Origin of the sequence: Streptomyces sp. NBC_00019 (genome assembly GCF_045041015.1) — a bacterium.
Taxonomy (GTDB): Bacteria; Actinomycetota; Actinomycetes; order Streptomycetales; family Streptomycetaceae; genus Streptomyces.
In genome coordinates this window covers 4,944,183-4,960,488 of record NZ_CP108302.1, presented here as the reverse complement: position 1 = coordinate 4,960,488, position 16,306 = coordinate 4,944,183, and the positions used below count along the sequence as shown (strand labels likewise).

The 16,306-nt window shown below is 70.5% G+C and carries 10 protein-coding genes, 1 tRNA gene and 3 pseudogenes; 7 read left to right on the top strand and 7 right to left on the bottom strand.

Features of this window, described 5'->3' with window-relative positions; translation table 11 throughout:
• Window positions 1-183: 183 nt before the first annotated feature.
• Window positions 184-1,272, bottom strand: coding sequence for an ABC transporter ATP-binding protein (locus OHU89_RS23190; protein ID WP_267015547.1), 1,089 nt, complete (start codon window positions 1,270-1,272; stop codon window positions 184-186).
• Between the two features lie 215 nt (window positions 1,273-1,487).
• Between OHU89_RS23190 and OHU89_RS23185 the strand changes: the two genes are divergently transcribed.
• Window positions 1,488-1,561: transfer RNA gene (locus OHU89_RS23185), tRNA-Thr, on the top strand.
• 41 nt (window positions 1,562-1,602) lie between these two features.
• Here the strand turns inward: OHU89_RS23185 and OHU89_RS23180 are convergent.
• Both OHU89_RS23180 and OHU89_RS23175 read right to left on the bottom strand, forming a co-directional pair.
• Window positions 1,603-2,082: a GNAT family N-acetyltransferase gene (locus OHU89_RS23180; protein ID WP_405645540.1), complete on the bottom strand. Its 480-nt coding sequence runs from the start codon at window positions 2,080-2,082 to the stop codon at window positions 1,603-1,605.
• Entirely contained in the window at window positions 2,079-2,972 is an 894-nt protein-coding gene (locus OHU89_RS23175) for an aminoglycoside phosphotransferase family protein (protein ID WP_405645538.1), read from the bottom strand. The genes OHU89_RS23180 and OHU89_RS23175 overlap by 4 nt, the downstream gene beginning before the upstream one ends.
• Window positions 2,973-3,311: 339 nt before the next feature.
• Between OHU89_RS23175 and OHU89_RS23170 the strand changes: the two are divergent.
• The 3 genes and pseudogenes from OHU89_RS23170 (at window position 3,312) to OHU89_RS23160 (ending at window position 8,874) form a co-directional block, all read left to right on the top strand.
• Window positions 3,312-4,943, top strand: a pseudogene (locus tag OHU89_RS23170) (IS200/IS605 family accessory protein TnpB-related protein).
• A gap of 6 nt (window positions 4,944-4,949) precedes the next feature.
• Window positions 4,950-5,471 (top strand): annotated as a pseudogene (locus OHU89_RS23165) (NAD(P)/FAD-dependent oxidoreductase); the annotation flags it as partial.
• A gap of 208 nt (window positions 5,472-5,679) precedes the next feature.
• Window positions 5,680-8,874 (top strand): Tat pathway signal protein, encoded by a 3,195-nt coding sequence (locus OHU89_RS23160; RefSeq protein WP_405645536.1) that lies wholly within the window; start codon window positions 5,680-5,682, stop codon window positions 8,872-8,874.
• Between the two features lie 51 nt (window positions 8,875-8,925).
• Here OHU89_RS23160 and OHU89_RS23155 read toward each other — a convergent pair.
• From OHU89_RS23155 to OHU89_RS23145, 3 genes and pseudogenes are all read right to left on the bottom strand, one after another.
• A pseudogene (locus OHU89_RS23155) lies at window positions 8,926-10,392 on the bottom strand (MFS transporter).
• 107 nt (window positions 10,393-10,499) lie between these two features.
• Window positions 10,500-11,480, bottom strand: coding sequence for a zinc-binding dehydrogenase (locus tag OHU89_RS23150; RefSeq protein WP_405645535.1), 981 nt, complete (start codon window positions 11,478-11,480; stop codon window positions 10,500-10,502).
• A gap of 72 nt (window positions 11,481-11,552) precedes the next feature.
• A complete protein-coding gene (locus OHU89_RS23145; RefSeq protein WP_405645533.1) occupies window positions 11,553-12,713 on the bottom strand; it encodes an FAD-dependent oxidoreductase in 1,161 nt (386 codons plus the stop codon).
• 170 nt (window positions 12,714-12,883) lie between these two features.
• On the opposite strand from OHU89_RS23145, the gene OHU89_RS23140 reads away from it, so the two are divergent.
• Both OHU89_RS23140 and OHU89_RS23135 read left to right on the top strand, forming a co-directional pair.
• Window positions 12,884-13,570 (top strand): pentapeptide repeat-containing protein, encoded by a 687-nt coding sequence (locus tag OHU89_RS23140; RefSeq protein WP_405645531.1) that lies wholly within the window; start codon window positions 12,884-12,886, stop codon window positions 13,568-13,570.
• A 4-nt stretch (window positions 13,571-13,574) separates the two neighbouring features.
• A complete protein-coding gene (locus OHU89_RS23135; RefSeq protein ID WP_405645529.1) occupies window positions 13,575-14,234 on the top strand; it encodes a hypothetical protein in 660 nt (219 codons plus the stop codon).
• Window positions 14,235-14,295: 61 nt separating this feature from the next.
• Here the strand turns inward: OHU89_RS23135 and OHU89_RS23130 are convergent, their stop codons facing one another.
• Window positions 14,296-14,796, bottom strand: coding sequence for a hypothetical protein (locus OHU89_RS23130; RefSeq protein ID WP_405654615.1), 501 nt, complete (start codon window positions 14,794-14,796; stop codon window positions 14,296-14,298).
• A 103-nt stretch (window positions 14,797-14,899) separates the two neighbouring features.
• Between OHU89_RS23130 and OHU89_RS23125 the strand changes: the two genes are divergently transcribed.
• Complete coding sequence (locus tag OHU89_RS23125) at window positions 14,900-16,300, top strand: M1 family metallopeptidase (RefSeq protein WP_405645527.1); 1,401 nt, start codon at window positions 14,900-14,902, stop codon at window positions 16,298-16,300.
• The last annotated feature ends 6 nt before the right edge of the window (window positions 16,301-16,306 follow it).

Here is a 16,306-nt window from a genome sequence, read left to right as displayed (position 1 = left end):
CGACATTTAGTCACCGGTTCGGGGGATGAACTGGTGCCTCGAATTGGGTAAGGCGTTGACGCACACTGCTCGAAATGCCCGGTCTGCCGGGGTATTTGTCGACAACGAAGAGGGCCCCGCAGCAGGCTGCGGGGCCCTCTTCGTCAACCTGGGTGAAATCACCCGGGATGTACTGCCTGTGGGTCAGTCGGAGAGACGCTCACCCGTGGAGGTCGAGAACACGTGGGTCTCGCCCGAGCGCGGGACGACGTGCAGCGTGCTGCCCTTCTCCGGGACGTCACGGCCGCTGACGCGGACGACGAGGTCCTGGGCGTTGCCGTCGAGCTTGGCGGTGCCGTAGACGTACGCGTCGGCGCCCAGCTCCTCGACCACGTTCACGGTGACCGCGAGACCCAGGTCCGCTTCCGGGCCCGCCACCTCGAAGTGCTCCGGACGGACACCCACGGTCACCGTCTTGTCGGTGATGCCGGAGATCGCTTCACGCTGGACCGGCACGACGCTCTTGCCGAACTTCACGCCACCGTCGGTGATCGGGACCTCGACCAGGTTCATCGCGGGGGAGCCGATGAAGCCGGCGACGAAGAGGTTCGCCGGACGGTCGTACATGTTGCGCGGGGTGTCGACCTGCTGGAGCAGACCGTCCTTCAGCACGGCCACACGGTCGCCCATCGTCATGGCCTCGACCTGGTCGTGGGTGACGTAGACGGTGGTGATGCCGAGACGGCGCTGCAGGGACGCGATCTGCGTACGCGTGGACACACGGAGCTTGGCGTCCAGGTTGGACAGCGGCTCGTCCATGAGGAACACCTGCGGCTCACGCACGATGGCGCGACCCATGGCGACACGCTGACGCTGACCACCGGAGAGCGCCTTCGGCTTGCGGGCCAGGTAGTCGGTCAGGTCGAGGATCTTCGCCGCGTCCTCGACCTTCTGCTTGATCTCGGCCTTCGGCACACCGGCGATCTTGAGCGCGAAGCCCATGTTGTCGGCGACCGACATGTGCGGGTACAGCGCGTAGTTCTGGAACACCATGGCGATGTCCCGGTCCTTCGGCGGCAGGTGCGTGACGTCGCGGTCACCGATGCGGATCGCACCGCCGTTGACGTCCTCGAGCCCCGCCAGCATGCGGAGCGAGGTGGACTTGCCACAGCCGGACGGACCGACCAGTACGAGGAACTCTCCGTCCTCGATGTGGATGTCAAGACCGTCTACGGCGGGCTTCTCGGTGCCCGGGTAGATCCGGGTCGCCTTGTCGAACGAAACAGTGGCCATGGTGATGGGCCCCCTTCTACCGGCAGGAACGTGCCGGACGATCCGTTGTAGGAAGGTGGTGGTGTAGTCCACACAGGTGAACTGGGAGGGACGGTACCTGGCGTTTACCCGATCTGTCAGTAGCCGAGGGCATGTGAACTTCGCCGAAATTTTCGACAGGGGGCGGCCGGGACCTGGGTACACTGCACGGGCGCGTACGCGGCAGACGTATGCATGCCTCCTTAGCTCAGATGGCCAGAGCAACGCACTTGTAATGCGTAGGTCGTCGGTTCGAATCCGACAGGGGGCTCTTTTCAGGCCCAGCTCAGACCTGTTCTGACCTGGGTTTTCTCATGCCGGGCCAGCCAGCGTCCGCAGCGCCCCGTCGGTCAGCCGGTACACCGTCCACTCGTCCTGCGGACGGGCCCCCAGGGCCTCGTAGAACGCGATCGACGGCGCGTTCCAGTCCAGTACCGACCACTCCAGCCGCTCGTATCCCCGCTCCACGCAGATCCGCGCGAGCTCGGTCAGCAGGGCCTTGCCGTGGCCGCCGCCCCGGGCCTCCGGGCGTACGTAGAGGTCCTCCAGGTAGATCCCGTGCACACCGCGCCAGGTGGAGAAGTTGAGGAACCACAGGGCGAAGCCGACCGCCTCCCCTGTTGTGTCGTCCTCGGCGATGTGCGCGAAGGCCGCCGGGCGCTCCCCGAACAGTGCCTCGTGGAGTTGCTCCGGGGCCGCCTTCGCCTCCTCCAGGGCCTTCTCGTAGTCGGCGAGTTCGCGGACCAGGGCGTGGATGACGGGGATGTCGGCGGGGGTGGCGGTGCGGATCATGAAGGGTGGTGGCCTTTCAGGCGTCGGGCGATTTCCAGTTGTTCCGGCTCCAGCGGACGCCCGTCCTCGATCTCCCACAGGCAGTTCTGGAGCACGCGGCCCAGTGTCCAGGCACACGCGCGTGAGCGGTCCAGGCCCAGGACGTCCGTCATGGCGTCGAAGCGCCAGCGCACCTCGTCGGGGTCGAAGCGGTTGACGATGGCGGGCAGGAGGTCGAAGCCGGGGTCGCCGACGAGGGGTTTGGGGTCGATGGCGAGCCAGGGCGCACGGTCGGCGCCGAGGACGTTGTCGAAGTGGAGGTCCCAGTGCAGGAGGCGGTCGCCGGGTTCGTCCACGACCTCCCGTACCGCCGCCGCGCAGTCGGCGACCAGTCTCTGCGCCTCCGCATCGGCGATCCGCTCCAGTGCCCGCGGTGTCTGTTCCACCATGGCCGCGGCGATGTCGCCGAGCGTGCGCATGCCCCGCGGTGCCGGTCCGGAGGTCAGGTGGGCCAGCAGGCGGGCGATGACCAGGACGGCCTCGCGGGAGTCCGGGACGTGGGAGAGCATGCGGGCCGGGTCCAGGCGCTCCAGGAGCATGGTGCCTGTCGCGGCGTCGTGGTCCAGGAGGCGTACGGCTCCGTCGCCGTCCCACACCCGCAGCGCGGCCGGCTCGCCTTCGCTCTCCTCGTCCAGCAGTTGGAGCTTCAGTACGGCCGGGAGGTCGTCCGCGCGACGCACGACCGGCAGGACCAGCGCCGTGACGCCGTGCATCGCGGCGCCGTCCCGTCGTAGGTCCCAGTGGTCCAGGAAGTCCGCTGCCAGTCGGGGCAGTCCGGCGATGAATCTTCGCCCCGCCTCTCCGTTGAACTTCTCCTGCGCCGCCGCCAGTCCCTCCGGAATGTCGATCACCGTTCGAGGCTATCGGCGCGGGTAAATCGGGTCATGCGAATTGCCCGGGGCTTCCACAGGGTGTGGATGTACGTCCGCGGCACTGGGGTGTTGTCCTCTGGTCAGGGGGCGTGTGGAACGACGGAATCCGAAGGGGACAGTGGGGGCTGTCAGGGGTTGGGAACTGCTGGAGTTTGACTGAGTACGAGTGCGTTCTGGTGTGAGTGAGCGCGCAGGGGTCTGACGCGCTGCCGGGTGCTGCTTTCCGCGAGGGGAATCGGAGTTCGCTCGTCGAATGTGTGACCTTTCCGCGCGGTGTTCGTTGGGTGTGATGAACGGGTTTTCGGGGGCTGTATGGGGGTGGACGGGTTGCGGGAGCTTGCGGAGTCGATTGTCGTGCCCGGGCCCTCGGGGGTGGCGGTCCGTACCCGGCTCAAGCAGCTCACGCCCGCCGATGAGAAGGTCCTCGCGCTGGTCGGTGCGCACCTCGGCTCGCTGGCCTCCCGGAACTTGAAGGTGCGGTGCACGGAGGGTCTGGGGCACTCCGCCACGACGTGGGCGGCCCGCAAGCGGGAGCTGACGGCTGTGTCGTCGTCCCGGTGGGCCGGGTCGCTGACCAAGGCCACGCATGATCAGTGGGCGCTGGCCCGCCGCTGCCAGCTCGCCCACATCCAGTGTCTTGAGGCGGGGATCCGTACGATCGCGCACCGGCTGTCGCTGCCGGTCGGCGCGAAGGGCTCGAAGAAGGCGCCCGGCGGTTATCGCAGCAGGCGGGAGTGGCACGCCAAGACCCGCCGCCTGCACGTCCTGGAGGGCCGTCTGGAGCGCGTGCGGGCCGACCGCGAGGCCGGGACCGTACACGTCGTGCGCGGCGGGAAGCGGTTGGCCCGCACCCGCCACCACCTGTCTGACGCCCAGCTCACCGAGGCCGACTGGCGTCGGCGGTGGGAGGCAGAGCGCTGCTTTCTGCAGGCGGACGGCGAGTCGGGGAAGCGATACGGCAACGAGACGATCCGTGTCAGCCCGGACGGCGAGGTGAGCATCAAACTCCCGGCGCCGCTCACGCATCTGGCCAACGCCCCGCACGGCCGGTACGTCCTGGCCTGCCGGGCCGGCTTCCCGCACCGGGGGCAGGAGTGGGCGGACCGGGTGGCGGCGAACCGGGCGGTCGCCTACCGCATCCACCTCGATGTGGACCGTGGCCGCTGGTATCTGACCGCTTCCTGGCAGCTCCCGATTTCCCGGACCGTCCCGATGGCCGCCGTCCTCGCGCACGGTGTGATCGGCGTAGACATGAACGCCGATCACCTGGCCGCCTGGCGCCTGGACACCCACGGCAACCCGGCCGGCAGCCCGCGCCGCTTCGCCTTCGACCTGACCGGCACCGCCGAGCATCGGGATGCTCAGGTCCGCCACGCTCTGACCCGGCTGCTGCACTGGGCCCGCACCTGCGGCGTGAAGGCCATCGCGGTCGAGGACCTGGACTTCGCCGCGGAGAAGACCCGTGAGAAACACGGCCGACGCAAGCGGTTCAGGCAGTTGATCTCCGGCATGCCCACCGGCAGGCTCCGCACCCGGCTCACCTCCATGGCCGACCAGACCGCCATCACGATCATCGCGGTCGACCCCGCCTACACCTCCAAGTGGGGCGCCCAGCACTGGCAAAAGCCTCTCACCCACGAAAACAGGAAGACGACTCGCCACGACGCGGCCGCCGTGGCGATCGGACGGCGCGCCCAGGGACGCGCGATCCGGCGACGGACGGCACCGCCCCGGCACCACCAGAGCGATGGTGTCGGGCATCGGACCGTCCAGGCCGGACCAGGAGTCCCTGGGCGTGAGGGAACCCGCCCCCACATCTCCGGACCACGGACACGATCCGTGCCGCCGGACCGCGGAGCGAACGCGGGCCACCAGAACGCCCAGCACCGTTCGGGGCGTTCGGCTGAGCATGAGTTCTGGCAACAGGACTCACTCTCGCTCAGTCTCTAGGAACGGTTGTGGACCGCGTACTACCTGAAGAAGGCGGCGCCCTTCCTCCAGATCGCCCTTCTGGAGCAGAAGTTCTGCGGATACGGGGCGTCCGGCCGTAACGGTGGCTGGCTCTACAACGGCGCCGCCGGACGTGACCGGTATGCGAGGCTGCACGGCCACGAGGCCGCCGTACGCCTCCAGAAGGCCATGAACGACACCGTCGACGAGGTCGTCCGCGCCGCCGAGGAGGAGGGCATCGACGCCAGCATCCACAAGGGCGGTGTCCTCGAAGTCGCCAACACGCCCGCGCAGTTGGCGCGGCTGAAGGACTTCCACGCGCACGAGCTGTCGTACGGCGAGAAGGACCGCGAGCTGTACGACGCCCGCGGGACCGCCGAGCGGATTCGGGTCGCCGGCGCGGTCGGCTCCTCGTGGATGCCGCACGGTGCGCGCGTGCACCCGGTGAAGCTGGTGAAGGGGCTCGCGACTGTCGTCGAGGCGCTGGGGGTGACCGTCCACGAGCAGACGCCGGTGAGGAGGCGGCGACGCACGGTGCGGAGTCGTCGCGGCTGGCGCGGATCGCCGATCGGATTGCCAGGCGTCACTAGGGTTTCGGCCGTCCCTGGAAACTCGTGAGAGCGCTGTCACACCCCTGTGCGACCATCGCCTCAACGACCGATGTTCCAGGGGGGATTACGTGTCCGACGACGATTCCTGTCCGCCTGCGAGACGGACGGGACGAAGGCGCGCGGCCGTGTTCGCCGCCGTCGTCTCGCTGTGCGCTCCACTGTTGTCCCTGGCGGGGGCGGGTCCAGCCGTCGCCGCCGACGAGGCGGAGTGTGCGCCGCTCGCGCTCGCGACCTTCGGCGACCCAGGGGACGCGATCGGCAAGGCGACCGTCGCGCCCGATTCGAGCGCCTGCTATACCGTCACCGTCGAGACGCCCGGCCTTTATCTGGCGCCGGCGGTGGACGGCAACGGCAACACGATGGCCAGGCAGTTGTTCGCCGCCGATGGCAGTCAGGTGGACTGCTCAGGTGACGGGTACGCCACGAAGGACATGTGCGCGGTGCCCGCTGCCGGCACCTACACGTTGAAGGTCCTCAACACCGGCTGGGAGGACGAGAGCGCCTCCGTGACTCTCGTGCCGCTCGGCTCGGACAAGGGTTGCGCGGTCGCTGCCGGCACCGACTGGGACCAGCCGGATGTCACCCGTACGACGGTGAGCCAGGTGGAGGTCGACTGTCAGCCTTTCGAAGGCGAGCGCGGCGACCGGGTCCGGCTCACCTACGGTTCGAAGGTGTACGGCGACTCCCGCGCCTGGATCACCGACGCGACCGGTGCCCGGATCTGCGAGCGGTTCCCGGAGAACGACGAGGACAGCTGTGTCCTGCCCGGTGACGGCCCTTACCGGGTGATCTCGACCGTCTCGCGCTCGGAGAGCGGCTTCCCCGCCGAGTACGGCGTCAAGGTGCGCCGGCTCAGCGACCCGCAGGGCTGCACCGCCACTCCGGTCCGCCCGTACGGCGCGCTGGAGCAGCAGGACTTCACCGCCAACCCGTGCTTCACCTTCACCGCCGCTTCAGCGGGCTCGTACACCGTGCACTCGGTGAGCGAGGACCGGGAGGTCGAGGTGGCGCGGGTGTACGACGCGGCCGGGCTGAGCGTGTGTCGGTACGGTGCCGATCCGTGCCGGATCAAGGCGCCGGGCACGTACACGGCTGTCCTCGACGGCACGTACCCCTTCCATGACACGCGGGCCGGCGTGGTCGTCCTCGACCGTGCGGCCGACGACGGGTGCGTGGCGACCGGGACCGGTCTGTACAAGGGCGAGTTGAACGCGGTCGGGCAGTACGACTGCCTGGCGCTGTCCGCTCCGCAGGGGGCCCGGATCGCCGCGCTCACCTCGCTCTCCTCTGCCGGGCTGACTCCCGAGGTGGAGGTCCTGGACCGCACGGGCACCGCGCAGTGCGATGAGGGCGAGCTCCGTGGTGGCGACTGCGCGCTCACCGGGGAGGCTCCTTACCGGGCCCTGGTGCACACCGAGGACGGCGGTGACTCGGCGACGGGTGCCTACGCGGTGGCCTTCCACCGGACCGACGTCGCCGAGGGCTGCCCCGTTCTGTCCGCCGGGAGTTTTGCCGCGGGCGGCGCGAAGGCCACGCTGACCACCGGCGGCGGCGTCTTCTCGCACTGCCTGGGCATCCCGGCGGATGCGCACACGGACGCCGAGGTCTTCCAGCTGATCGCCACCTCCGGGACGGCCTCCGCGGCGTTCTCGGTGCTGGACTCCGATGGCAAGCGGGTCTGTGAGCGCTCCGCCACGACCAACGGCTGGGCCATCTGCTCCCTGACCCCGGGCAAGGACCACACCGTGCTGGTCAACGGCCGGGACGAGACGGCCACCTACAGCCTGACCCGGCGGGACGTCACCGCGAGTGCTTCCTCGGCGGGCTGTACGAAGACCGCGGCGGCCAAGGTCGGCGGGCCTTCGGTGAAGAGTGGTTACGACGGTCCTGGCACGCTGAACTGCCACCAGGTGACCACCGCCGCGGCCGGCGATGTCGTGCACGTCAACGTGCGGGACGCCCTCGGGACCGCCAACAGCGCGGTTATCGCCGGGGACGGCCGGGTGGAGTGCTCCTTCCGCAACTCCCCTTGTGCGGTCACCGGGTCCACCACCAATCAGGTCCTCGTGCAGACGCCGGTCACGCTGAAGGCGGCGCCCGAGTACCGCCTGGACGCTCTGCGGATCGCGACCGCCGACGGTCCGGCGCCGGAGTGCGTGAAGGTGCCGTCCGTGGCCTACGGGTACGGGCCGATCACCGGCACGTTGGACGAGTCGCACACCGCGGTGTGCGCGGCGCTGCCGACGGCCGGGTTCGACCGCTTCGAGACGGACATCAAGGACACCGCCGGTGCCACCACCACGGCGGTGCCGGTGCTGTACAACACGGCGACCTGGGCCAACGGCTGCACGCACTACATCCCGGAGGGCTACGACTGTGACGCGCTCGGCTCCTCCTCGCAGAGCACGCCGACGGTGTTCGTCCTGGGCTTGCCCGAGAAGGCGTCCAGCACCGCCTACAGCGCCGAGCTGACCTGCACGTCGGTGTGTGGCACGGAGAAGACGGCCGTCACCGCGGTCAGCCCCGACACCGGTGTGACCGGCGGCAAGGTGAAGCTGACGGTCACCGGCACCGCGCTCGGCCCCGACGTCACCGTCCGGCTCAGCCTGTCCGGCAAGACGATCACGGCGGCGGCCGACTCGGTCTCCGCGGACAACCGGACGGTGGCCGCGACGCTCGACCTGACCGGCGCGGCCACCGGTACCTGGAACGTCAGCGTGATCACGCGTGGCTGGGAGTTCCCGCGCGGCACCTTCACCGTGGCTCCCCGGCCTGAGCTGGAGAACACGGCCGCCCCCAAGGTGACGGGCACGGCCAAGGCCGGGGCCAAGGTCACGGCGTCGCCGGGGAGTTGGTCGGCGGCCCCGTCCTCGTACACGTACCAGTGGAAGGCGGACGGCAAGCCGATCTCGGGGGCGACCGGGAAGTCGTACACCCTGCTCACCTCGGTGGTCGGCAAGAAGCTGACCGTGACCGTGACCGCGGTCAAGGAGGGCTGGCGGAGCGGGACGGCGACTTCGGCTGCGGTGACCGTGGCCAAGGGGGACGCGCCCAAGGCGAGCAAGCCGCCGGTGATCAGCGGGACGGCGAAGGTCGGGAAGACACTGAAGGCGTCGAAGGGGACGTGGAGTCCGGCGCCGACCTCGTACGCGTACCAGTGGTATGCGAACGGGAAGGTGATCAGCGGGGCCACCAAGTCCTCGCTGGTGCTGAAGTCGGCGCAGAAGGGCAAGAAGATCACCGTGAAGGTGATCGCGCACCGTACCGGTCACAAGGACGGGTCGGCGGTGAGCAAGGCGACCAAGGCGGTCGTGAAGTGAGCCGCTGAGGCGGGCGGAGGGGGCGGCCGGACGGTCGCCCCTTCTGTGCGCTCAGGCCACCGACTCCGTCAGTGTCGTCCCCGTCGGAGCGTCCTGGCGTGGTGGTTTGGCCGTGACCATCAGGGCCGCGACCAGGCCGGCCAGGAGCATGATGCCGGCGGCGCACCAGATGGCGACGGTGTAGCCGTGGACGATGCCTTCGTTGGTGATCAGGGTGCGGTCGGAACCGGTGGTGAGGTGGGCGGTGACGTAGGCGGTGCTGCTGGTGGTGGCGATGGTGTTGAGCAGGGCCGTGCCGATCGAACCGCCCACCTGCTGGGAGGTGTTGACGGTGGCCGAGGTGACACCGGAGTCCTGGGGGGCGACGCCGGCGGTGGCGGTGGCGAAGACCGGCATGAACGTGAGGCCCATGCCGAGGCCCATGAGGACGAGGGCGGGGAGGATCTCGGTCGCGTAGTCGCTGTGCACGGTCATCTGCGTGAGGATCACCATGCCGCTCGCCGCGAGGACCATGCCCGGGGCCATCAGCAGGCGGGGCGGGACGCGGTGCATGACGCGGGCGGAGATCTGGGTGGAGCCGATGATGATCGCGGCCGTGAGCGGCAGGAATGCCAGGCCGGTCTTGACCGGGGAGTAGGCGAGGATGACCTGCAGGTAGTAGGTCATGAAGAGGAACAGGCCGAACATGCCGATCACGGCGAGGCCCATGGTCAGGAAGCAGCCGGCGCGGTTGCGGTCCTTGACGATGTGGAGGGGGGAGCAGGGGTACGGGGGCCCTGGACTGCCACCACACGAAGGTCGCCAGGAGGACGGCGACTGCCGCGAAGAGGCCCAGGACCAGGGGGTCGGTCCAGCCGCGCGGTTCGGCCTCGCTGAAGCCGTAGACGATCGCGACGAGGCCGCCGCAGCCCAGCAGTGCGCCCGGTACGTCGAGGCGGGCGCCCGCGTGGCCGGGGCGGTCGTGCAGGAGGGCGAGGGCGCCGAAGACGGCGATGACGGCGATGGGGACGTTGACGTAGAGGCACCAGCGCCAGTCGAGGTACTCGGTGAGGAGGCCGCCGACGATGAAGCCGATCGCCGAGCCGCTGCCGGCGAGTGCGCCGTAGATACCGAAGGCCTTTCCCCGTTCCTTCGGGTCGGTGAAGGTCGTCGTCAGGAGGCTGAGCGCGGACGGGGCGAGTACGGCGGCGAAGACGCCCTGCAGCGCCCGGGCGCCGAAGAGCATGCCGGACGTCTGGGCTGCGCCGCCGAGTGCGGAGGCGGCGGCGAAGCCGATCAGGCCGATGACGAAGGTGCGTTTGCGGCCGACCAGGTCGGCGATGCGGCCGCCGAGCAGGAGGAGTCCGCCGAAGGCGAGCGTGTAGGCGGTGATCACCCTCCCCCACTGCCTTAAGGGCGTGGGAGGTGCCCCCACCGGTCGCCGTCGGAGATGCCCAGGTCCTGCTGTGCGGAAGGCAGGGCGATGTTCACGATCGTCGCGTCCAGGACGACCATCAGCTGGGCGAGGGCGATGATCACCAGGCCCCACCAGCGGCGAGGGTCCGTGGCTGCGGTGGATTGGTCCGTTCGGGTGACGCTCACCTGGTCAGAACACCATGAATCGGTACGTATCGCATCCGGGCGTGTCAGGGCACGAGAACGACTTTTCCGGTGGTGCCGCGTGTTTCCAGCGCCCGGTGCGCGGCGGCCGCCTCGGCGAGGGGGAAGCGCTGGACCGCGGGGATGAGGCGGCCTGCGGCGGCCTCGCTGAGGGCGCGTAGTTCGAGGGTGCGGACGGGGTTGGGGCCGCCTGCCTTCTGCATCATCACGGGGCCCAGGACCTGCTCGGACACGCCGTCGATCAGGTAGGGCTCGCCGTCGTGGATGCCTTCTCCCGACCAGCCGAAGACGATGTGCTTGCCGCCGGGGCCGAGGAGTTCCGTGCTGTGGCGGGCGATCTCGCCGCCGACGCCGTCGAAGACGACGGTGGCGGGCCTGCCGCCGAGGAAGGCGCGGACCTTGTCGGGCCAGGCGGGATCCTTGTAGTCGACGGCGAGGTCGGCGCCGTTCTCCGCGACGCGGGCCACCTTCCGCGGGCCGCCGGCCAGGCCGACGACGGTGGCGCCGGCGTTCTTGGCGTACTGCACGAGGAGGGTGCCGATGCCGCCGGCGGCGGCCGGGATCACGGCGACCGAGTCGGGGCCGAGGTCGGCGAACTGGAGGATCCCCATCGTCGTACGGCCTGTTCCGATCATGGCGACGGCCTCGGCGGCGTCGAGGTTCGCCGGGATCTCGTGGACGCGGTCGACGTCGGTGACGGCGAGTTCGGCGTAACCGCCGGGGGCGAAGCCGAGGTGAGCGACGACGTGCTTGCCGAGCCAGGGGGCGGCGACGCCGTCGCCGAGGGACTCGATGACGCCGGCGACCTCACGGCCTGGGATGGTGGGCAGCGGCGTCGGGGCGGGCAGGGGGCCCTGTGCGCCCTCGCGCAGCGCGGTGTCCAGGAGGTGGACGCCGGCCGCCTCGACGGCGATACGGACCTGGCCGGGGCCCGGGAGCGGGGCCTCGACCTCCTCGTGGGTGAGGTTCTCGGCCGGGCCGAAGGTGTGCAGTCGGATGGCGTGCATGTGTGGTCCCCCTGTGGGCTGTCGGAGCCCGGGCCGTGGTGGCCCGGGCCGTCGGGACCTCACTCTTCAACCTCAAGCATGCTTGAGGTCAAGGGTGTGCCGGCCCAGCGCCAGCGATACGGCGGTGAGGGCGCTGTTGAAGGACACCTCGGACAGCACACCGGGGGCGGCGACCTGGTCGCCGGCCAGGTAGACGCCGTCGCCGCGGTCGATGGCGGGGCGGTCGCGCCAGCTGGTGCCGGGCAGGTCGACGGCGCCGGTACGGCCGGCCGCGACGGACTCGCGGCGCCAGGTGACGCGGTCGCGCCAGCCGTCGAAGGCGAGGTCGAGAAGCTGCTCGGCGCGGGCGGTCCCGTCGGCCTTCGACTCGTGGGGGGAGAGGGGGATCTGACCCTGGATCAGCTGCTCGCCGGCGGGGGCGAGGGTGCGGTCCTGGGCGGTGAACCGCTCGATCCAGCCGGGGGAGTCGAGGTCGGAGACGGCGAAGGCGTCGCCGCGTCGGGTGCGGACGGCGAGGTCGATGAGAGTGGTCCGGCCACTGGTCCAGGTCAGTGTGTCGTCGCCAAGGAGACGGCGGGCGGCGTCCAGGGAGGTGGCTACGACGACGGGGGTGTCGGTCGGGAGGGTGTCGACGCGGGACAGGGTCTCCACCCGTACGCCCAGGTTCCAGGCGCGGGCGGCCATGCGGTCGATGACGCTCGCCCAGCCGCCGCATGGGTAATGGGCCTCGGGCGGCAGCTTGGTGGCGCGGCGCAGCCGTTCCTGTACGAACGCGGCGGACAGGGAGCCGGGGTCGTGGTGGAAGAGGGCGACGGCGGAGTAGTGGGCGGCGGCGCGGGCGCCCTCCTCGCCGGCCTGCGCGGCGGCCCAGGTGAGGAAGTCGGTGTCGACGGGCGCCTGCCGGGAGGCGCGGCGCAGCAGCTTCAGCATGGCGAAGGGCGGGGTGCGCCGCAGGACGCCGTGGTGCCTCAGGCGCATCCGGGCCGCCTCCAGGGGCGGGATCGGCGCGAGTGGGCCGATGAGGTCGCGCTGCCTGAGCCAGGACCAGTGCGGTCCGCCGCTGTAGAAAGCGTGCGGGCCCTCGTTCGCCTTGTAGGGCCCCTCGGCGGTCCGGGCGCGGCCGCCGAGGGTGTGATGGGCTTCGTAGACGGTGACCTTGGCGCCCGCCTCGGCGGCCGTGACGGCCGCTGTGAGTCCGGCGAAGCCGCCGCCGATGACGGTGATGCGGTGCATGGCTGGGGTCTCCCTCGGGTCGTGGTCGCCTTGTCGGCCGTTCCGTTGCTTCTGCGGGGTTCTTCGTGAGTACGACGAACCGGGCGCCCTGTTTTGTGACAGCGGGGGACTCTCCGCAGGCCAGGGCGGTCGCCCGGGGCGTTGTCAGTGGTGGGGTGCAGCATGGGGGCATGGCGAGGAGAGCGGCAGGTGGAGCCGGCGGTGCCGGTGTGAAGGGTGCGCGGCGGCCGGAGGTGCGGTTGCCTCCGCTGGCGGCGTACGACGGCGGGGGGCTGGAGCCGGACGGGGACTACGACGGGCTGGAGTTCACGGAGGCGGACTTCGCGGGCCAGGACGCCTCGGGCGCCCGTTTCATGGACTGCGCGCTGACGGGGTGCGCGCTGGACGAGACGCGGCTGCGCAACGCGCGCCTGCTGGACTCGGTCCTCACCGGCGTCCGGGGCGTGGGGACCAACCTGTCCGAGGCGACCCTGCGGGACGTGGAACTGGTCGACGCCCGGCTGGGCGGGGTGCAGTTGCACGGGGCGGCCCTGGAGCGGGTGGTGATCCGCGGCGGCAAGATCGACTATCTGAACCTGCGGGCGGCGAATCTGCGGGACGTCGTCTTCGAGGGCTGCGTCCTCGTCGAGCCGGACTTCGGCGGGGCCCGGCTGCAGCGGGTGGAGTTCGTGGACTTCGCGCTGAAGCGGGCGGACCTCACGGGGGCGATGCTCACGGACGTGGATCTGCGGGGCGCGGTGGAGATCGACATCGCGCGGGGTGTGGAGCGGCTCGCGGGTGCGGTCGTCAGTACCGCACAACTGCTGGATCTGGCACCGGTGCTGGCGGGCCAGATGGGGATCAGGGTGGAGGGCTGACGGGGTGGGGACCTTCTACGGCAATGTCCTGGTCGCGCGGAAGTGCGCCGAGGTCGTGCCGCTGCTCGCCGGGGCGACGGCGCAGGACGGCAGAGCGCTGCGGGGGTACGCGATACCGGCGGGCCCCGGGCACACGGTGCTCTTCTTCCCTGACCCTGACACCGACGCGATCGAGCTGGCCGGACCGCTGAGCCGGCTGCTGGGGGCGGCCACGCTGAGTTCGTACGTCCACGACTCGGACGTGCTGGACCTGCGGGTCTTCGAGGACGGCGAGGAGCGGCACTTCTACGACTCGTATCCCGGGTACTTCGACGAGGGCGAGACCGACGAGGACGGCAATCCGGTGGGCGGGGACTCCGTACGGCCCGATCCCGAAGGCGCCGACCCCGAGGCCTTCCTGCTGTTCGCGGCCGCTCCTGTGGACCGGGCGGTGCTGGAGTCCGTTCTGCGCCGCATGGCCCTGGACCCGGAGGACGGTGGCAGGGACGGGCGGTATGTCTTCGCGGAGGACCAGCACTACGACGTGATGCAGACGCTGGGTCTGGACGGCCGTCGGCTGAGCACGGGGTACACCGGTCTCTCCCGCGGTGAGCTGCCCGAAGGGCTGCTGCTCGAGGAGCTGATGGTGTTCGGCGGGGCGACGTTCGGCCCGGCCGGGGACTGACGGGCCGGCGGCCGGGCTCGGTACCAGGGTGCGATGCCCTCACCGCGATGGTCGGGAACGGTCAGCGGACTCTGGGGAAGCGGGCCTGGAGCGTCCAGATCGCCGGGTTCTCGGCGAGGTCGTCGTGGAGGTCGCACAGGTCGGCGAGCAGGTCCTGGAGGAAGTCCCGTGCCTCGCGGCGCAGTTCGGAGTGGGAGAAGGTCAGGGGTGGTTCCTCGGCCGGCATCCAGTCGGACTCGATGTCGACCCAGCCGAAGCGGCGCTCGAAGAGCATGCGGTCGGTGGACTCGGTGAAGTCGAGTTCCGCGTGCTGGGGGCGGGAGGCCCGGGAGCCGGCCGGGTCGCGGTCGAGGCGTTCCGCGATGTCGCACAGCGCCCACGCGAAGTCGAGCACCGGCACCCATCCCCAGGCTGTGGACAGTTCCCGGTCCGCCTTGGTGTCGGCGAGATAGACGTCACCGCAGAACAGGTCGTGGCGCAGCGCGTGGACGTCCGCTCGGCGGTAGTCCGTCTGGGGCGGGTCCGGGAAGCGGTTGGAGAGGGCGTAGCCGATGTCGAGCACGTACGAGATGGTGTCACGGCGCGGCAGAAGGACGGACGGGGCGACCGTGCGCCGGGTCCGCGGCCGCGATGGGGTGGTGGTGCGCCGCCCTAGGATCACGGTCATGTCCCGTTCCGCGCGCCTTGTCCCGGCCTGTGCCTCCGTCCTGCTCGCTCTCGCGCTCTCGGCGTGCACCAGCGGTGGAGTGCAGGGCACCCCCGGCGGCTCCGGTGTGCGCGACCCGTACTTCCCGAAGGCGGGCAACGGCGGGTACGACGTGGCCCACTACGCGCTGCGGCTGTCCTACGACCCCGACGCGGAGCACCTGTCCGGCACGGCGGCCGTCACCGCCCGGGCCACGCAGAACCTGTCCGCCTTCGACCTGGACCTGAAGGGGCTGGACGTCGAGGAGGTCACGGTCGAGGGCGAGAAGGCCCGCTGGAACCGGTCCGGGCAGGAGCTGACCGTACGCCCGGGAGACGAGCTCGATAAGGGGGAGACGTTCGAGGTGCGGGTCCGCTACTCCGGCACCCCGCAGACGATCACCGACCCGGACGGCTCCGAGGAGGGCTGGCTGCCCACGGAGAGCGGCGCGGTCGGACTCGGCGAGCCGACGGGGTCGATGGCGTGGTTCCCCGGCAGCCACCATCCCTCCGACAAGGCGTCGTACGACATCGCGGTCACCGTGCCGGAGGGCCTGCGGGCCGTGTCCAACGGGGAGTTGACGGGCGAGACGACCAGCAAGGGCCGTACCACCTTCACCTGGCGCACCGCCGAGCCCATGGCGAGCCATGTCGCCACGCTCGCGGTCGGCGACTACGACATCCGGCGCTCCACCGCCGGTGACCTCCCGGTGTACACGGCCCTCGCCCCGGGGCAGGCGAAGGCGAGCGGGAAGGCCCTGGCCCGGCTGCCGGAGGTCATGGAGTGGGCGGAGTACAACTTCGGCCCGTACCCCTTCTCCTCCACCGGCGCGATCGTCGGCGGCGAGCACGACGCCGGGTACGCGCTGGAGACGCAGAACCGCCCCTTCTTCCCCGGCGCCCCGGACACCGGGCTCCTCGTCCATGAGCTCGCGCACCAGTGGTTCGGGAACTCCGTCACGCCGAGGACCTGGCGGGACATGTGGCTCAACGAGGGCTTCGCGACGTACGCGGAGTGGCTGTGGGAGGAGGACGAGGGCGGCGACAGCGCCCAGGAGACGTTCGACGCGCTCTACGACCACGGCGAGGACAGATTCGAGGACCTCTGGTCCTTCCCGCCGGCGAAGCCCACCAGCGCCGCGGACATCTCCGACGAGGGCCCCATCTACCAGCGCGCCGCGATGGTCGTCCACAAGATCCGGCAGACCGTCGGCGACGACACCTTCTACGACATCGTCCAGGGCTGGACGGCCGCCCACCGCCACGGCAACGCGGACACCGGCGACTTCACGGCGTATGTGGAGAAGCAGGCGCCGGACGAGGACTTCGACGCGATCTGGGCGCAGTGGCTGTACGGGGAGGGGAAGCCGGAGCACCGCTGAGCCGAC